This window comes from Denitrobaculum tricleocarpae, assembly GCF_007004665.1.
Taxonomy (GTDB): Bacteria; Pseudomonadota; Alphaproteobacteria; order Kiloniellales; family Kiloniellaceae; genus Denitrobaculum; species Denitrobaculum tricleocarpae.
In genome coordinates, this window is sequence record NZ_ML660052.1 from 915065 (window position 1) to 929911 (window position 14847).

General features: G+C 60.5%; 19 protein-coding genes. 12 read left to right on the forward strand and 7 right to left on the reverse strand.

The window, feature by feature from the left end:
* Positions 1-272: 272 nt before the first annotated feature.
* Entirely contained in the window at positions 273-842 is a 570-nt protein-coding gene (locus FKG95_RS04190; RefSeq protein WP_142895023.1) for a carboxymuconolactone decarboxylase family protein, read from the reverse strand.
* A gap of 69 nt (positions 843-911) precedes the next feature.
* Positions 912-1523: a TetR/AcrR family transcriptional regulator gene (locus FKG95_RS04195; RefSeq protein ID WP_142895024.1), complete on the reverse strand. Its 612-nt coding sequence runs from the start codon at positions 1521-1523 to the stop codon at positions 912-914.
* Between the two features lie 256 nt (positions 1524-1779).
* On the opposite strand from FKG95_RS04195, the gene msrA reads away from it, so the two are divergent.
* A complete protein-coding gene (gene msrA, locus FKG95_RS04200; RefSeq protein WP_142895025.1) occupies positions 1780-2391 on the forward strand; it encodes a peptide-methionine (S)-S-oxide reductase MsrA in 612 nt (203 codons plus the stop codon).
* 74 nt (positions 2392-2465) lie between these two features.
* Here msrA and FKG95_RS04205 read toward each other — a convergent pair whose 3' ends face one another.
* Positions 2466-3095 carry a GNAT family N-acetyltransferase gene (locus FKG95_RS04205; protein ID WP_142895026.1) on the reverse strand — a complete coding sequence of 210 codons (630 nt, stop codon included), beginning with the start codon at positions 3093-3095 and terminating at the stop codon, positions 2466-2468.
* Between the two features lie 310 nt (positions 3096-3405).
* On the opposite strand from FKG95_RS04205, the gene FKG95_RS04210 reads away from it, so the two are divergent.
* From FKG95_RS04210 to FKG95_RS04220, 3 genes are read left to right on the forward strand one after another with little or no spacing between them, the layout of a single operon-like run.
* Positions 3406-3819, forward strand: coding sequence for an ArsR/SmtB family transcription factor (locus FKG95_RS04210; RefSeq protein WP_142895027.1), 414 nt, complete (start codon positions 3406-3408; stop codon positions 3817-3819).
* Complete coding sequence (locus tag FKG95_RS04215) at positions 3812-4327, forward strand: SRPBCC family protein (RefSeq protein ID WP_142895028.1); 516 nt, start codon at positions 3812-3814, stop codon at positions 4325-4327. Before FKG95_RS04210 ends, FKG95_RS04215 begins: the two co-directional genes overlap by 8 nt.
* The gene (locus tag FKG95_RS04220) at positions 4320-4718 is read left to right on the forward strand and encodes an MAPEG family protein (RefSeq protein WP_142895029.1); all 399 of its coding nucleotides are present in this window, start codon (positions 4320-4322) and stop codon (positions 4716-4718) included. The genes FKG95_RS04215 and FKG95_RS04220 overlap by 8 nt, the downstream gene beginning before the upstream one ends.
* Before the next feature lie 33 nt (positions 4719-4751).
* Here FKG95_RS04220 and FKG95_RS04225 read toward each other — a convergent pair whose 3' ends face one another.
* Complete coding sequence (locus FKG95_RS04225; protein ID WP_142895030.1) at positions 4752-5201, reverse strand: acyl-CoA thioesterase; 450 nt, start codon at positions 5199-5201, stop codon at positions 4752-4754.
* Between the two features lie 160 nt (positions 5202-5361).
* On the opposite strand from FKG95_RS04225, the gene FKG95_RS04230 reads away from it, so the two are divergent.
* Together FKG95_RS04230 and FKG95_RS04235 are read left to right on the forward strand one after the other, a co-directional pair.
* Entirely contained in the window at positions 5362-5652 is a 291-nt protein-coding gene (locus FKG95_RS04230) for a DUF1330 domain-containing protein (protein ID WP_142895031.1), read from the forward strand.
* On the forward strand, positions 5652-5927 hold the full coding sequence (locus tag FKG95_RS04235) for a DUF7710 domain-containing protein (RefSeq protein ID WP_142895032.1): 276 nt from the start codon (positions 5652-5654) through the stop codon (positions 5925-5927). The genes FKG95_RS04230 and FKG95_RS04235 overlap by 1 nt, the downstream gene beginning before the upstream one ends.
* Here FKG95_RS04235 and dld read toward each other — a convergent pair whose 3' ends face one another.
* From dld to FKG95_RS04250, 3 genes are all read right to left on the reverse strand, one after another.
* Positions 5928-7610, reverse strand: a complete 1683-nt coding sequence (dld, locus tag FKG95_RS04240; protein WP_142895033.1) for a D-lactate dehydrogenase — start codon at positions 7608-7610, stop codon at positions 5928-5930.
* A 42-nt stretch (positions 7611-7652) separates the two neighbouring features.
* The gene (locus FKG95_RS04245) at positions 7653-9722 is read right to left on the reverse strand and encodes a TRAP transporter large permease subunit (protein ID WP_142895034.1); all 2070 of its coding nucleotides are present in this window, start codon (positions 9720-9722) and stop codon (positions 7653-7655) included.
* Positions 9723-9944: 222 nt separating this feature from the next.
* Positions 9945-11018 carry a TRAP transporter substrate-binding protein gene (locus FKG95_RS04250; RefSeq protein ID WP_179953922.1) on the reverse strand — a complete coding sequence of 358 codons (1074 nt, stop codon included), beginning with the start codon at positions 11016-11018 and terminating at the stop codon, positions 9945-9947.
* A gap of 364 nt (positions 11019-11382) precedes the next feature.
* On the opposite strand from FKG95_RS04250, the gene FKG95_RS04255 reads away from it, so the two are divergent.
* The 6 genes from FKG95_RS04255 to FKG95_RS04280 all read left to right on the forward strand — a co-directional run bounded on the left by FKG95_RS04255 (position 11383) and on the right by FKG95_RS04280 (position 14828).
* A complete protein-coding gene (locus FKG95_RS04255; protein WP_142895035.1) occupies positions 11383-12168 on the forward strand; it encodes a FadR/GntR family transcriptional regulator in 786 nt (261 codons plus the stop codon).
* Between the two features lie 107 nt (positions 12169-12275).
* Positions 12276-12773: a hypothetical protein gene (locus FKG95_RS04260; RefSeq protein ID WP_142895036.1), complete on the forward strand. Its 498-nt coding sequence runs from the start codon at positions 12276-12278 to the stop codon at positions 12771-12773.
* Positions 12774-12904: 131 nt separating this feature from the next.
* Complete coding sequence (locus tag FKG95_RS04265) at positions 12905-13267, forward strand: MmcQ/YjbR family DNA-binding protein (RefSeq protein ID WP_142895037.1); 363 nt, start codon at positions 12905-12907, stop codon at positions 13265-13267.
* A 40-nt stretch (positions 13268-13307) separates the two neighbouring features.
* Positions 13308-13928, forward strand: coding sequence for a hypothetical protein (locus FKG95_RS04270; protein WP_142895038.1), 621 nt, complete (start codon positions 13308-13310; stop codon positions 13926-13928).
* Between the two features lie 71 nt (positions 13929-13999).
* Entirely contained in the window at positions 14000-14356 is a 357-nt protein-coding gene (locus FKG95_RS04275; RefSeq protein WP_142895039.1) for an ArsR/SmtB family transcription factor, read from the forward strand.
* Positions 14340-14828, forward strand: a complete 489-nt coding sequence (locus FKG95_RS04280; protein ID WP_218940057.1) for an SRPBCC family protein — start codon at positions 14340-14342, stop codon at positions 14826-14828. Before FKG95_RS04275 ends, FKG95_RS04280 begins: the two co-directional genes overlap by 17 nt.
* Positions 14829-14847 lie beyond the last annotated feature (19 nt).

The following is a 14847-nucleotide window of genomic DNA, read 5'->3' on the forward strand; positions in this document are numbered from 1 at the left end:
TTCTTGTCCCTAGAGCGCGTCATGTTTTAACGGAAACACTCTGTGTTTTCGCTAAAACATGTGAACCCGCTCTACATCATATAGATAGAACAGATTCACCGGTACGACGGATCGCCGAAGGCGATTCCATCTAAACCGGATCTGCTCTAGCGCTTCGAGGCCTGAGATCCTTTTCTCTCAAGCAGACCGATTGGTCCAGTTTCTTCGCATTTTATCGCAAAATCGTTAAGGCCTTCATCTCTCCAATGCTTGCCCTGGTCCGGCGCGGGAGGTTACGGCGCGCGCATCGGTATCGTGGGCTTTCTCCACGCCAGTTTTTGCACGGCGTCATCGAGCGGCGTACCCGCGATGGAGTTGGTGTAGTTGCTCATAAGTTTCACTGCCAGGCCGAGCACCACTTCCAATGCCTGGGTTTCGCTGTAACCCGCGTCGAAGAAGGCCTGCCGCTCCGCTTGTGAGATTTTACCGCGATTGGCGATGAGGCTGCGGGTGAACCCGCGCAGAGCCTCGAGCCTGGCATCCGGCAGCACCGCGCCGGACCGCAGGGCCTCTATAACTTCCCCCGGCATCTTCGCCTTACGGGCCAGCAGGCTGTGCCAGGGAACGCAGTAGGTGCAGTCGTTCTCGTAGTTCGCGGTCAGATAAACGACCTGACGTTCGACCGGCGTCAGACTTGTTTCATCGAAAAGATCCCAGGTCTGACTATAGCCCTGCAACAGGGCGGGCGCCGAGGCCATGACCCGCTCGAGGTTTGGAATCATCCCGAAGTTTTTTCGGGTGGCTTCCAGGGCAGGCCGGGCGGCATCGGGGGCCGTGGTTTCATCGTGGAGCGGGAAGCGCATGAGACTTTCCTTTCATGATTACGAATTCATAAATTTTCTGCAGGATTTTAAAGTGCCTTTTCGCGCGGCTTAACGGGGTCGCTGAAAGAGCAAATCGAAGACGGCGTTGAGGCTGTGCTCGGCCGCCTTCACGGCGCCCCCGCTGCGCGCATGGAGCAGCGCGCCGTCACCGGCGGCGACCAGCATCTCGCTGACCGCCATGACATCGGGACCCGTGGCAAGGTCTCCCTGTTCGCGGGCCGTGTGCAGCGCCCGGGCGAAGGCGGCAACAAGTTTCCTGCGGGCCGCTTCGATAATCTGCGCCGCCGCCGGATCCCGCGGTCCGAGTTCGCCCGCCGTCATGACCATCAGACAGCCGCGCCGTCTTTTACGCCGCGCATCCTTGAGCCAGTCATCCAGCACATGCCGAATTCCCGCCTTCGCAACGGGGCTTGATTCGAGGCCCTTGCAGACCGCTTCCACCCGTGTCTCCGCATAGCGTTTAAGAGCCGCGTGAAAGAGTGCCTGCTTGTCTCCGAAGGCGTAGACGAGGCTCTGCCGCCGCTGCCCCGTCGCCTGCTCCAGGACATCATAGGTTGCCGCGTCGAAGCCCGCGTGCCAGAAGAGCTCCATGGCCGCATCCAGGGCTCGCTCCTGGTCGAAGCTCCGTGGCCGGCCTCTGATGGATGGGTTGTTCTTCATAGTAGATTAAATGAACATGAGTTCATAAAATGCAAGAGCGTTTTTCGTAACGGAGGCAGCGTAGCGTTCGTCAGATAAGCTGCGCATACGTCGACTTTGCCTCGTCTATCCGTCTTGAATTTCCCAAAACCGGCCCGAATTTAGGGGGAGGGTGCGGGGATGTGCATCTCTCCTCACGCGCTCGTGACTGAAGTTTTCTTGAATAAGACGGCGATCAGGGTGTTCTTTATCCCGACTGGATTGGAAAGTGCTTTCGATGAAAAAATTTCTGACCGCGACGGTTTTCAGCCTGTTTCTGGCCCCGCCTGCCGCTATGGCTGCGGAGGAGACCGCTATTCTGGCCGGCGGATGCTTCTGGTGCATCGAAAGCGACTTTGAAAAGGTGCCGGGCGTCATGGACGTCGTCTCCGGCTACACCGGCGGCCAGTCGGACAATCCGACCTACAAAACCCATACCTCGGGCGGCCACCGTGAAGTCGTCCGGATCACCTACAATCCCGAAGTGATCAGCTATCCCAAAATTCTGGATATCTTCTGGCGCTCGGTCGATCCTGTCGATGCCGGCGGGCAGTTCTGCGACCGGGGCCACAGTTACACCACGGCGGTTTACGCGACCAGCCTGGAGCAGATGCAGCAGGCCGAAGCCTCAAAGGCCGAGATCGACGCGGCGAACCTGCTTCCCGAAAAGATCGTCACCCCGGTTCTGCCCGCTCAGGAGTTTTTCCTCGCCGAGGACTATCACCAGGACTATCACACGAAAAACCCGGTCCGCTACAAACTCTATCGCTACCGCTGCGGCCGTAATCAGCGCGTGGAAGAGCTCTGGAAAGACCAGGCGTACCAGGGTGTGCCGAAGGCCGACTCCTGAAGACACCGGGCTTGTTGCTTCTCTGGTGAGGGGGATGAGCTGAGGCTGCTCGAGCGAGAGACCTCCTCGGTGTTTTAGCTTTCCTCCAGCTGCCGCCCCAGCCAGACCGTTCTACTGCCCTCGGCCGGGGCCTCTGACGCCAGCGGTTCGAAGCCACGGCTTTGCCAGAAACCATAGGCCCGCGCGTTTTGCCGGTTGGAGCCGACGTGAAGGCCGGTCGCCCCATGATTCCGCGCGGCGCTGATCCAGAGTTCGAGCAGTGCCGGGCCAATACCCTGACCCTGTGCCCGGGGCAGCAGGTTCATGTGAACGTGAGAGGGATAGTGCTTCACCACGTCTTCGGGCGTCTCCCGCGGGTGGTGGATCATGTGGCAGCGGCGTTGGTCGGCGCTCCATTCGGAAGCGGGTGTGTCGCAGGGATCCGGATAGATCGATCGCAGGCCCGGCCACCAGACGCGCCTGAGCTGTTCTTCGAACGCGCGGGTATCGACGGCGCCGACGATATAGCCGGCGACCCCCTTGGCGTCGGTGGCGACGAAACAGAGTTCCGGACAAAACCTGGCGTAGGGCGCGGCATAGATCTGGCCCATGATCCGCCCGTCTTCGTGCAGGGCGGAGGCATCTTCGCCGCCTGCGCCTGTCGCCAGCGCGATGGCATAGAGGTCGTCCAGGTCTCGGTCTTTGTAGAGTCGCAGCTTGATCATAGGGGCGGATTTCCGGTAGGGCCGATTCAATTCAAAGTAAGTGTCACGAAAACATCCAGAGGTTAATAAAAGGGATGCGGCAAGTTAAATTTTGATGGCTCTGCGCTGCCCCGTTCAAGCCGGTGCAGCAGACTCCCCTGTGGCAGGAGTAACACCACCCCTCGCCATTAGAAGTATTGAATTTAGAATTCAGTATGTAGAATTTCAAATGTAATTTTTATCCTGATCGGATCGACGCCGGCCTCTCGCATCAACGCAATGCACTAACCAGGGTCTTGACATCTCTCTGTCAGAGCTAAAATATAGCGATATGGCTATACAATATCGCAATCCACTGGATCACACCTTTCATGCCCTGGGCGACGAGACCCGGCGCCGGATACTCTCCATGCTCGCGACCGGCGGTCCCTGCTCGGCGAATGAGATCAATGCGCCCTTCGACGCGGCGCAACCGACCATCTCCAAGCACCTCAAGGTTCTGGAGAAAGCCGGACTGGTGCGGCGCGAAGTGCAGGGCCGGGTCCACCGCTTTCATCTGGAGCTGGCACCCATGAAGGAAGCCGAGGACTGGATCGCCCGGCACGAGGCCTTCTGGCAGGGCACTCTGCAGCGCCTGGAAGGCTATCTGGCGGAGGTGGATGGACGGCTGGAAGACGCGGCCGGTCAACAGTCTGATCGTGATCGCAGGGATTTAACGAAAGAAAGGGAGAAAGACAGTGAGTGAATTGACCCATTCCGTGACCGTTCGCCGCCTGCTTCCGGCGCAGCCGGCACGGGTCTTCGAGGCCTTCAGTTCCGCTGAAGCTCTGGGCAGGTGGTTCACGCCACGTCCGGATATTTCGCTTGAAATTCTGGCCTTCGAATTTGTGCCGGAGGGCGCTTTCCGTTTCTGCTTTATCATGCCTGGTGATGAACGCAAGGCTGTGGCCGGGCGATACGAACGCATCATGCTGAACGACGAGATTGTCTTTTCCTGGACTTGGGAAACGCCGGACCCTCATGCCGACATACCGACCCGGGTGCGGGTCCGGTTCCGGGCGCAGGATGGCGGTACCGAAATCGTGCTGACCCATTCGCAGCTGCCCTCCGAAGAAAGCAGCAAGCGCCATGGCGAGGGCTGGACGGGCATGTTCGAACAGCTTGAGGCCGGGTTCGCGGACCCGCAGTTTCTAAGGCAGGCAGAGGCGCGACCAGAGACGCGACCAGAGACGCGAGACGCCGCGCATGCTTGAGGTCGGGGCCTTGCCGGTGACGTCGCTCCTGACGGCGGCGCTGATCGTCCAGCTGGTGATCCTGAGCTTGCTGGTTACGGCACGCCGGGCGGTCCTGGGCGGTATTCAGTTCGGCGATGCGGAGGATGTCGAGCTGCGGCACCGGATTCGCGCACACGGCAACTTCATCGAGATCGTGCCCATCGTCATTATCGCGCTTGGGGTCATGGAGCTGGCGGGCGCGCCGCGCGATCTTCTGTGGCTTCTGGCCGGCGGCTTCTTCGCCGGGCGCGTGCTTCATGCCATCCGCATGTTCGCCCGCTCCCTCTGGCCGGGCCTGATCGCCATCGTGAGCCAGCACCTCATTTGTCTTTATGCCGGGTACTGGATCTTCAGGCACTTCCTGTTCTGAATTTGGAACTTTCGAAGCGACGGCGCGCGGCGCTCAGAATTCCTCTTCCGGCAGGTTGATCAGGCTGCCCGGATCGGTGAGCGCGTTGCGGATGTACTCGGGAATCGGAATGGCTTTCAGGCCGCCGTCCTCCTGGATCTGCGCATGAATGCGCACCGCGCGGCCCTCGGTGATCACTGCGCCGTCGCTGGACTGCACCGCCTTGCAGTCCCAGTGCAGCGTCGAGGTCCCCATCTTGGCCAGCCGGATCATGGTGCGGACCTTGTCGCCGTAGGCCGCCGGACCGACGAAGCGGAAGTGCACGTCGCCCATGACAAAGGCGGTGCGGTCTTCCTTGATCAGCTTATTGGTCGGAAAGCCCAGGGCGCGCAGCAGCTCATGTTCGGTCTCGTTGAACCAGGTGAACATCATGGGATAGTAGACCAGCCCGAAGGGATCCGACTCGCCCCAGGCCACCGTCAGCTCCCGTGAATACATAATCATAGCGCGCGCTCTCCGTTTCTGTGCGTTGCGTCAACAGGGTCGTCATTCGAACGCGTTTGTCCAGATGATTGTTGCGGTGGGGGCATCGTTCCCGAACCTGCTGTCGAGCGCCGTCATTCCCTGCTAACCTCTGCGTTCTGAGCTTTTTGGGGGGCGACCTATGGCCGCTTATGTGATTTTCGATGTCGATATCCATGATGCCGTGAGTTACACGGAGTTCATGACCAAGGTGAAGCCGGCCCTGGCAGAAGCGGGTGCGCGCTATCTCGCACGCGGCGGGGAACACAAGGTCTACGAAGGCGACTGGGAGCCGCGCCGGATCGTGCTGCTGAAATTCCCTTCGGTCGAAGCCTGGGAGGGTTTTTACAACGGCCCGGTCTATCAGGGCCTGAAATCTATCCGGGACGCCTGCAGCAGCGCGCGACTGGTTGCCGTGGAGGGACTGGGTTAATGGTTGATCGCAGTGTCTGGGTCTTCTCGGGTGCCGGGAGCCGGTTTGCGTCGGGTATCTTTGCGGATAAAGACACGGCATGCGCCTGGATTTCAAAACACAAGCTCTCCGGTCTTTTGACCCGGTATCCACTGGGGGAGGGTGTCTATGACTGGGCGATAGCAGAGAATTACTTCAGCCCGAACAAACCACACGAGACGACGCCGGAGTTCATCCAAGGCTTCACCAGCGCCTCCCAGGAGCACTATCACTTCGAGGATGGAGTCTGCGGCTAGCTATCCCGAAACCCGCCGCTTCTGCTTCGAGGTCTTCCCGATTCCCGGATTGAAGGAATTGGTCGGGTCCAGTTCCTCATAGAACGCCGCCAGTTCCGGCTTGGCTTCGTAGAGATGCCCGACATTATGCTCCGCCGGGTATTCCGCGCCGCGGTCGTCCAGCAGGGCGAGCATCTTCTGCTTGATCAGCTTCGGGTCGGCGCCCTTGCGCACCACGTAGTCTTGGTGAAAGACGTGGCAGAAGAAGTGCCCGTAGTAGAGCTTGGCCAGCAGGTCCTTTTCGATATCTTCGGGCAGGCTTTCCAGCCAGTCCTTGTCGTTGCGGCGTAGGGCGATGTCCAACGCCAGGATGTCCTCGACCTCCTTGCTGTGGATTGCCTGATACCGCACGGCGGCGCCCGCGGCGGCGAAGCGGTGCAGCATGGCCTTCTTGCCTTCCGCCGCATCGCAGAGGAACCAGTTCTCCGGGCCCATGACCTCGTTCAGCAGGCTCTCGGTCTGCTGCGCGATGGCGGGGCCGACCTTCAGGATCAGGTGGTGTTCGAAGTCCTCGCGGTACTTCAGCATGCGTTTGGGCAGAGCCTCGGGCAGCAGGCCGGCGAAGAACTGCATGCTGCGGTCGACCAGGTTTTCCGGCAGGAAAGCGACCTTGTTGAGCACCGCGTCCAGGCGTCCCTTTGTCGTAAAGAAGAAGGGCAGGAAGCTCGTGCCGAGCCAGTGGATCATCAGCAGCGTGTCCTTGCCGTAGACCCGGGCGATGTCGAAGATCTCCCGGTGCAGGTACTCGCCGCTGACCGGCAGCTCCGGCAATTCCGAGAGCATGCGCCGGCGCAGGCTGGTCAGGGCGGCGGGATCGTTGGTGCCGATGTAATAGACCTTCTCGCCGCTTGCCGCAGGGAAGGTGTCCAGGCGCACGGCGAAGACGGCGAGCTTCCCGGCGCAGCCCGAGGCTTCGCGCAGGCGCGTGGGATCGGCGTTGAAGCGGGCCGGGCTTGGCACATCGACCTCCCGGACCTTTTGCGCGTAGTCCTGGTCCGAGGCCTTGCCCGCGTTGTCGTCGATGTCGGTCTCGTCGAACTTGCCGCGTTCCAGGCGCTCCAGAATTTCCTCCGGCGTCTCGCCCAGATCGATGCCCAGGTGATTGACCAGCTCCAGGCGGCCGTCAGCGTGAAGCTGCGCATAGAGGGCCAGTTCCGTATAGGCCGGACCGCGCTGCACCAGGGAACCGCCGGAATTGTTGCAGACCCCGCCGACAACCGAGGCACCGATGCAGGAGGAGCCGATCACCGAGTGCGGTTGCCGACCGAAGGGTTTGAGCAGCTTCTCCAGTTTGTAGAGCGTGCCGCCAGGATGGCTGATGATCTGCCCACCCGCGCGGATGACGTGGATCTTATCCAGTCGCAGGGTGTTGATGATCACCACCTTGCGGTCGTAGCTGCCGTTTGGGGTCGAGCCTTCGGTCAGGCCGGTGTTGGCCGCCTGCATGATCACGATGCGGTCGGCGGCGACGCAGGCCTTCAGGACCTGCCAGAGCTCGGGCAGACTGCTGGGAAAGACCACGGCTTCCGCTTCGCCGCTGCCGGAACGGAAGCCCTTGCGGTAGCGCTCCGACTTCTTGGGGTCGCTATAGACATCGCCGGCACCGACGATGGCGGCAAGTTCGTCGAGAAAGGTCGTGGCCATCGCAAGCTCCTCCGTTAGCGGCGTCCTCGGTTAAAGGTGCCCTCAGTTAAAGGCAACCGACGGCAACCAGGTCGCAAGTTCCGGGAAGCCGAAGACCAGGGCCAGGCCGGTCAACTGCAGCAGGACGAAGGGAATGACGCCTTTATAGATATCGCTCAGCTTGACCTCCGGCGGACAGACACCCTTGAGGTAAAAGAGCGCGAAGCCGACCGGCGGCGTCAGGAACGAGGTCTGTAGGGTCACGGCCACCAGGATCACGAACCACACCAATGCGGGCTCGTCGATCGCATCGAAACCGGGGATGTCCAGGCCCAGGGCATTCACGATCGGCCGCATGAGGGGCAGGACGATCAGCGTGATCTCGATCCAGTCCAGAACGAAGCCCAGCAGGAAGACGATCAGGAGGATAAAGATCACGGTGCCTTGCGGACCCAGGCCGGTGGAGTGGATCATGCTCTCGATCAGTTCGTCGCCGCCCAGCTCGCGCAGGACGTAAGAGAAGACCGTGGCGCCGATGAAGATGGCGAAGATGTAGGCCGTGGTGTTGAAGGTGGAGATGCAGACGGTGGCCAGCTTCTTCAGGTTCAGTTTTCGGTAAGCCACCGCCAGGATGGTGGCTCCGATGGCACCGACGCCCGAGGCTTCGGTGGGTGTTGTGATGCCTGCGAAGATCGAACCCAATACAGCGAAGATCAGCAGCACCGGCGGCAGCACCGCGATCAGAACCTCTTTCACCGCATGCCAGTCCGGCGCCTTGGCGTCTTTGGGCACCGGCGCGGAGGAGGGGCTGACCAGGCCCACCACCAGAATGTAAATCAGATAGAGACCGCCGATCACCAGACCCGGGAAGAGGGCGGCCATGAAGAGATCGCCGACCGACAGCGCCATCTGGTCCGCCATGATCACCAACATGATCGAAGGCGGGATCAGAATGCCCAGCGTACCCGAGGCTGCGATGGTGCCGGTGGCCAGCGGTTTGGAGTAACCCTGATTGACCATGGCGGGCAGGGAGAGAACGCCCAGCAGCACGACCGAGGCGCCGATGATGCCCGTCGAGGCCGCCAGGATGATGCCGATGGCGGTCACAGTAATGGCGAGCCCCCCGCGCACGGTTCCGAAAAGCCGCTGCATGGAGGTCATCAGGCGCTCGGCCACGCCGCTCTCGTCCAGCATCAGGCCCATGAAGATGAACATAGGCAGGGCGACCAGAACCGCGTTCGACATGGTGGCATAGACCCGGTTCACCGTGGCGCCCAGGGTCAGGTAATCCAGGCCGGTCAGGGTTTCCTCCAGCCCGGTCCAATTCATCAGGCCGTTGTCGAAAAGAAAGGCGACGCCGCAATAGAGCACGCCGACGCCGGCCAATACCCAGGCTACCGGAAAGCCGGTGAAGAGCAGGCCGATGAAGGTCATGAACATGGCGACGACGAGCTTCTCTTCCGTCGTTTCCACCAGGGTTCCCAGCACGAAGGCGACGGCGGCGAAGCTCGCCAGGATAAAGAAGATCCGCGCCCAGCCCGCGCCGATCTGATCGCGTTCCGCGGTCAGCAGCGCATGGCCGCTGTGGATCAGCCTTGCTAGCGCGGCCACGGCCAGCAGCACGAAGCTGATCGGAATAACCGCCTTGAAGGCCCAGCGTGCAGGCAGGCCCGTGGGACTGTCCGAGCGCTCGTTGACCCGGAAGGACTCGTAGAAGTAATCGTACCCCTGATCGACCATCAGGTATATGAAGGGCGCGAGCAGCAGGACGATGCCGAGGATCTCGATGGTCCGCTTGACGTTGTCGCGCAGGCTCATATGCACGATGTCGACCCGCACATGGCTGTCTTTCACCATGGCGTAGCTCAGGCCGATCATGGTGCCCAGGCCGTAGAAGTGCCACTGGATCTCGTCCAGCTTGGGATAGTTTTCGTTGAAGAGGTAGCGCAGGGAGACCTGGGCGATGATCGCGACGATCAGCGCGACGTTGGCCCACATGACCACATGGCCGATCGAGGTGACGATGCGGTCCAGCATGACGGCAAAGGCCTGCCGGTCCGGTTCTTCATGCTCCAGGATCTGCTCGTAGAGCTCGATTGGATCGGTCTGGTTTTCTTCGCTTCTGCTGGTCATGACAGGCGCCTCTTCCCATGAGAGGCCGATGCAGGTTTCTCACCGATGCGGTGAACGGCCCTCAGACTCTCTTTGAAATGTGGTGGACGCCTTGGGGCGTCTTTTTATCTGGGAGGTCCATCGTTGTCCGATGGTTTCGGGGTCGCTGGTTCCGCGACCGGTTGTTGAGCGAAGCAGGCGGCCCCCATGGATCCCGGGCGGCCGCCTGCAGTCTTCGCCTTTTTACTGGCTGCGCGGCAGGAAGGCGTTGGTCTTCCAGAGCGCGTAGCCCTCGCGGAAGCCGTTCATGTCGTCGAGGACCTTCTTGAAGAATTCGTTATTGCCGGCTTCTTCGGCAGCAACTTCTTCCCAGGTCGTGCGATAGAGGTTCAGCATCTCGTCGGACCACTGCTTCATCTGGACGCCGTGTTTTTCGACGTTCTCGATCAGCGCGGCATGCTGGATGGCCTCGCCCTCGGCGAAGCTGTCGGCCATGGAGGCCTTGCAGGCATTCTCCATGATGGCCTTGTGCTGGTCGGACATGCCGTTCCAGACGTCCTTGTTGATCAGCACTTCGAAGACCGTGGCCTGCTGATGCCAGCCGGGGAAGTAATTATACTTTACCAGCTTGTGGAAGCCGAGGCGGGCATCGATCGCGGGCATGGAAAACTCGGTGGCGTCGATCGCACCCTTTTCCAGGGCCGGGAAGATTTCGCCGCCGGGCAGCAGGGAAGTGGCCACGCCGAGCTTCTGCATGACTTTGCCGCCCAGGCCGAAGAAGCGCATCTTCAGGCCGTTCAGATCTTCAGCGGAATTGATTTCCTTCGAGAACCAGCCCGAGGTTTCCGGTGCGATGATGGCGCAGGGCAGAACCTTCACGTTGTAGCCCGCCTGGTCGTACATCTCCTGATAAAGCGTCAGGCCGTTGCCGTAATACATCCAGGCCATGTATTCGCCGGCTTCCGGTCCGAAAGGCACCGCCGAGAAAAGCGGCGAAGCGGGGATTTTACCGGCCCAGTAACCTGCCGTGGCATATCCGGAGTTGATCTTGCCGGAAGAAACGGATTCCAGAATCTCGAAGGGCGGGACCAGCTTGTGCGGCTCATAGACCTTCATGCGCAGTGTGCCGCCGGACATCAGGTTCAGCTGTTCGGCAACCCGTGGAATGGGCGAGCCCAGGCCGGGCAGGGACGTCGAGAAGGCGATCGGGGTTTTCAGCAACAGCTTGTCGGCGGCCTGTGCGCCGGATGGGGCGCCGGTTGTGGCTGCGGCCGTAAGCGCGGCGGCGGCCGCAAGTCCAATGAGAGCGTGTTTCACAATTTCCTCCACTGTGAGTCAGGTTGATCTCGGAATTGCTTTGATCCCGGGCGGCAGTGCCAGCGGCCGGATCCGTCAATTTCTTTTATTCTTGAGAGTGGTAAATATTCTTTACCACTCAGAGAGTCAAATAATTTGTTTACCTCTGGCTGCTAAAGGCGGGTGGAATGGGTCGAAAATTGCCCTGAATTCGCAAGGAAATTTCCAGTCTCTGGACCATCACAGGCTGTCTGTTAGCTTCTGTGAATCAAGGGCTTGGCGTCGTGACGTCAGATTTCTCATGACGCCGGGTTTTCAAAAATCTATAGTGGACAAAATAAATTACCTCTCACGAACGAACGTGAGGGGCAGCGGGTGAGCTGAAATGCGGGAAGCGGCGAAGTTTTTGTTCGAGCCCATCGATCATGGATCGGTCGCCGACGCGGTGGTCGAGCAGATCGAGACCCTGATTGTCGCGGGCGTCCTCAAGGAGGGCAGCAAGCTGCCGTCCGAGCGGGAGATGGCCGAACTCTTCGATGTCTCCCGGCCCAAGCTGCGTGAAGCGCTCAAGCGTCTGGAGGATCAGAATTTGATCGAGGTGCGCCACGGCGAAGGCTCGGTGATCGCGCCCCTGATCGGCAAGGCGCTTAGTCCGGCGTTGGTCGATCTCTACGCACGGCACCCGGTCGCCTTTTTCGACTATCTGGAATACCGCCGCGAGCAGGAGTCTTTCGCGGCGCGCCTGGCCGCCGAGCGCGCGACCAAAGCAGATAAAGAGATTCTGACCCGCATCATGGCTGACATGGTCGCGGCCCACGAGGCGGATGACAGCGAGGCCGCCCAGCGCGCCGACATCGGCCTCCATGTGGCCATCGCCGACGCCAGCCACAATTCAACGCTCATCCATATGATGGCCTCGGTCTACGACCTGACCAAACGCGGGGTCTTTTACAATCGGGATTTCCTGCGTGCCGTCGACGACAACGGCGCGATGCTGCTGGAACAGCACCTCGCCATCGGCAAGGCGATTGTCGGGGGCGACCCCGAAGCCGCCGCCGCCGCCGCCCGCGCCCACTTGGATTTCGTCGAGCAGTCCTTCCGCGTCGGCCAGGAAAAAATCAAACGCGAGGCCATCGCGAAGAAACGGCACAGTCTGTCGGCGTCCGGGTAGGCAGGCTGCTTTCAGTTATCACGCTTCCGCCTTGTTATTGGCGTCAAATTATCATCCGATAGGGTCGGAAAAGGATCTCATGCTCTTCGATCACCGTTAGGAAAGCCATGTCCTCTCTGACCCGCCGCCATTTCTTTCCCTGCCTGCTGTCCGGAGTCTTCACGGCTTCCCTGCTGGCCTTCAGTCCTCAAGGTTTTGGCCAGGAAGCGACCTGGGACCGTGCTCAGAACATTACCGACGCTGCCGTCGCCATTGCCGTGATTCAAAAGGAAAAGGGGTCCAGGGGCGCTTTCGAGGTTATCAAGACCTGCTATGAGACGGCCATCGAACCGGCGGAGAGCTACACGCAAGGGGTCGAACGCTGTCTGACCCAGGATATCATCAATTCCCGCATGACAGCCGCCTTCTACGGTTCACTGTCGGCGGAGGCGCGCGAACGCAACGGCGTGCCGGCGCCCGAGACGATCACCGACGCCATGGGCAAGCGGGTCAGCGCCACTTTCGCGCGGCTGGAGGTCCCACCCGCCACGGCGCGCGAGATCGTCACGGTGATCAACGGCGAGGGCGAGACCGCCTTCAGGAAGGCGCGCTTCCCGCAGCAGTGAGACCTCACGGCAGGCTCGGACGGAGCTGAGTTCGGGCCGGTTCCAGATGGGTCCCCGGGGCTGTGATAGGTCATGGACAAAGCCTCTCTAAGGTCCGATAGTTCGCGTCCCCGCGAACAGGATGTTTCTCAATGACCTACGAAGAATTCAACGCCTTCTGCGCATCGCTGCCTGCCACCACTTTTGTGGAGCAGTGGGGCGGGGCGCAGGTCTGGAAGGTCGGCGGCAAGGTCTTCGCCATCGGCGGCTGGGGCGACGATCAGCCGGGCTTCACCTTCAAGACCAGCGAGCTTTCCTACGAGATCCTGAAGGAGCAGCCGGGCCTGCGCCCCGCGCCCTATCTGGCCTCGCGCGGCATGAAGTGGATCCAGGACTACGCCCAGCCGGGCCTCTCCGACGATGACCTCAAAGATTACCTGCGCCAGTCCCACCTGATCGTCTCCCAGGGCCTCTCGAAAAAGAAACAGCGCGAGCTGGGGCTGATCGAGGCCTAGACGCTTCTTCACGAGGATACTTCGTAAGCCAGGAGCCAGTATGACCGGTATGACGCATCTACCTCCGCCCGATTCACTTGAACGCCTTTTTCAATCTCTTGCCTTGCTTGACGCGATCATGTCCCCCGAGTGGGAGTATCGATATTATTCGTTTGATGCGCATTGGGGCCCTGGCGAGACTATGGGGTCGATGCGGAATGGATCGGGTGACAGCCTGTTCGCGCTCTTCAACGACCATGGTTGTTTTCTCAAGGGCTTCAGTCATGAACATCAGGCGGATCATCTCGGGGCCGAAGCGTTTTACAAACACGTACCCGAAGATTTCGCCGTTGGTGTCGTTGAACCCGCATTCAGCCCGAATAACGTGACTTTTTGTTATTGGCGCCGTCGCAACGATGGTGAATGGAACGACTCTGGTGTCGAGTTGTCCAAAGGCGACGATCCTGACGGATCAGCGTTTCTTTTGCTGGGCCTCGATGGCAAACCCGAGACCTATCAGGCCTTCGCCTGTGAATACTATGAAGCAGAAGTGCCGCTGGACCCGGTTGCGGCGATCTTCGCTCATGGCCGTCTGACAGAAGACATCGTTCGGGCTCTCAACCCGGAGATTTCGATTGAGCGCCTCCAGGCCGACATCGCCGAAATCGGGTACGGTGTCTAGAGCGGATTCCGGATTGACGTTTCTTCTTTTTTATTTTACCAATTAGTAAATTAACTGATCGGTAATGTTCTATGCCTGTATCCCAACTCGACAGCACACTCGCGGCGCTTGCGGATCCCACCCGCCGGGCGATCCTGGCGCAGCTGGCTTCCGGCGAGCGCACGGTTACCGAGCTGGCCGAACCCTTCGAGATGACCATGCCGGCGGTCACCAAACATCTGAAGGTGCTGGAGAAGGCCGGACTGATCGAACGTGGGCGTGAAGCGCAAACGCGGCCCTGCCGTCTGCGGGCGGCACCGCTCAAGGAGGTTGCGGACTGGGTCGAGGATTACCGGCAGGCCTGGGAAGAGAGCCTGGACCGTCTGGGCGGCTATCTGCAGGACCTGCAAGCCGCGGAGAAGGGAGGGGGCCGTGCCCCAGAAAAGTAAAGACGCAATAAAACCAAACGCCGCAAATGAGTTGCTCTTCACGCGGACTTACGACGCACCGCGCGCGCTTGTCTTTGCCGCCTGGACCGATCCGGCGCATATCGGCAAGTGGTGGGGACCCGAGGGCTTCACCACCACCACCCTTGCCATGGAAGTCGAGGTCGGCGGTGTCTGGGACTACATCATGCACGGCCCGGACGGCACGGACTATCCCGGCCGGGGCGTCTTTACCGAAATCGTGAAGCCCGAGCGCCTGGCCTTTTCCCATGTCGGCGGCAAGGCGGACGACCCCCATCTGACCTGCGAATTCTGCGTGATATTCGAGGAAGTTGACGGGCAGACGAGCCTCACGCTGCGCATGATCTTCCCTTCCGCGCAGGCGGCAGAACATGCAAAGGAACTGGGTGCCGATAGCGGTGGCACCGAGAGTCTCGAACGCCTGGCCCAAGCGCTGAAAACCGCGGCAGCCTGATCTGCGCTGAGGTGCGGTT

Excerpts from the sequence above, each read along its gene's own strand:
- FKG95_RS04205 (WP_142895026.1), bottom strand. The coding sequence starts at position 3,095 with ATGATCAAGCTGCGACTCTACAAAGACCGAGACCTGGACGACCTCTAT.
- dld (WP_142895033.1), bottom strand. The coding sequence starts at position 7,610 with ATGGCCACGACCTTTCTCGACGAACTTGCCGCCATCGTCGGTGCCGGC.
- FKG95_RS04220 (WP_142895029.1), top strand. The coding sequence starts at position 4,320 with ATGCTTGAGGTCGGGGCCTTGCCGGTGACGTCGCTCCTGACGGCGGCG.
- FKG95_RS04255 (WP_142895035.1), top strand. The coding sequence starts at position 11,383 with ATGCGGGAAGCGGCGAAGTTTTTGTTCGAGCCCATCGATCATGGATCG.
- FKG95_RS04275 (WP_142895039.1), top strand. The coding sequence starts at position 14,000 with ATGCCTGTATCCCAACTCGACAGCACACTCGCGGCGCTTGCGGATCCC.
- FKG95_RS04270 (WP_142895038.1), top strand. The coding sequence starts at position 13,308 with ATGACCGGTATGACGCATCTACCTCCGCCCGATTCACTTGAACGCCTT.
- FKG95_RS04210 (WP_142895027.1), top strand. The coding sequence starts at position 3,406 with ATGGCTATACAATATCGCAATCCACTGGATCACACCTTTCATGCCCTG.
- FKG95_RS04235 (WP_142895032.1), top strand. The coding sequence starts at position 5,652 with ATGGTTGATCGCAGTGTCTGGGTCTTCTCGGGTGCCGGGAGCCGGTTT.
- FKG95_RS04245 (WP_142895034.1), bottom strand. The coding sequence starts at position 9,722 with ATGACCAGCAGAAGCGAAGAAAACCAGACCGATCCAATCGAGCTCTAC.
- FKG95_RS04190 (WP_142895023.1), bottom strand. The coding sequence starts at position 842 with ATGCGCTTCCCGCTCCACGATGAAACCACGGCCCCCGATGCCGCCCGG.
- FKG95_RS04230 (WP_142895031.1), top strand. The coding sequence starts at position 5,362 with ATGGCCGCTTATGTGATTTTCGATGTCGATATCCATGATGCCGTGAGT.
- FKG95_RS04225 (WP_142895030.1), bottom strand. The coding sequence starts at position 5,201 with ATGATTATGTATTCACGGGAGCTGACGGTGGCCTGGGGCGAGTCGGAT.
- FKG95_RS04265 (WP_142895037.1), top strand. The coding sequence starts at position 12,905 with ATGACCTACGAAGAATTCAACGCCTTCTGCGCATCGCTGCCTGCCACC.
- msrA (WP_142895025.1), top strand. The coding sequence starts at position 1,780 with ATGAAAAAATTTCTGACCGCGACGGTTTTCAGCCTGTTTCTGGCCCCG.
- FKG95_RS04260 (WP_142895036.1), top strand. The coding sequence starts at position 12,276 with ATGTCCTCTCTGACCCGCCGCCATTTCTTTCCCTGCCTGCTGTCCGGA.
- FKG95_RS04195 (WP_142895024.1), bottom strand. The coding sequence starts at position 1,523 with ATGAAGAACAACCCATCCATCAGAGGCCGGCCACGGAGCTTCGACCAG.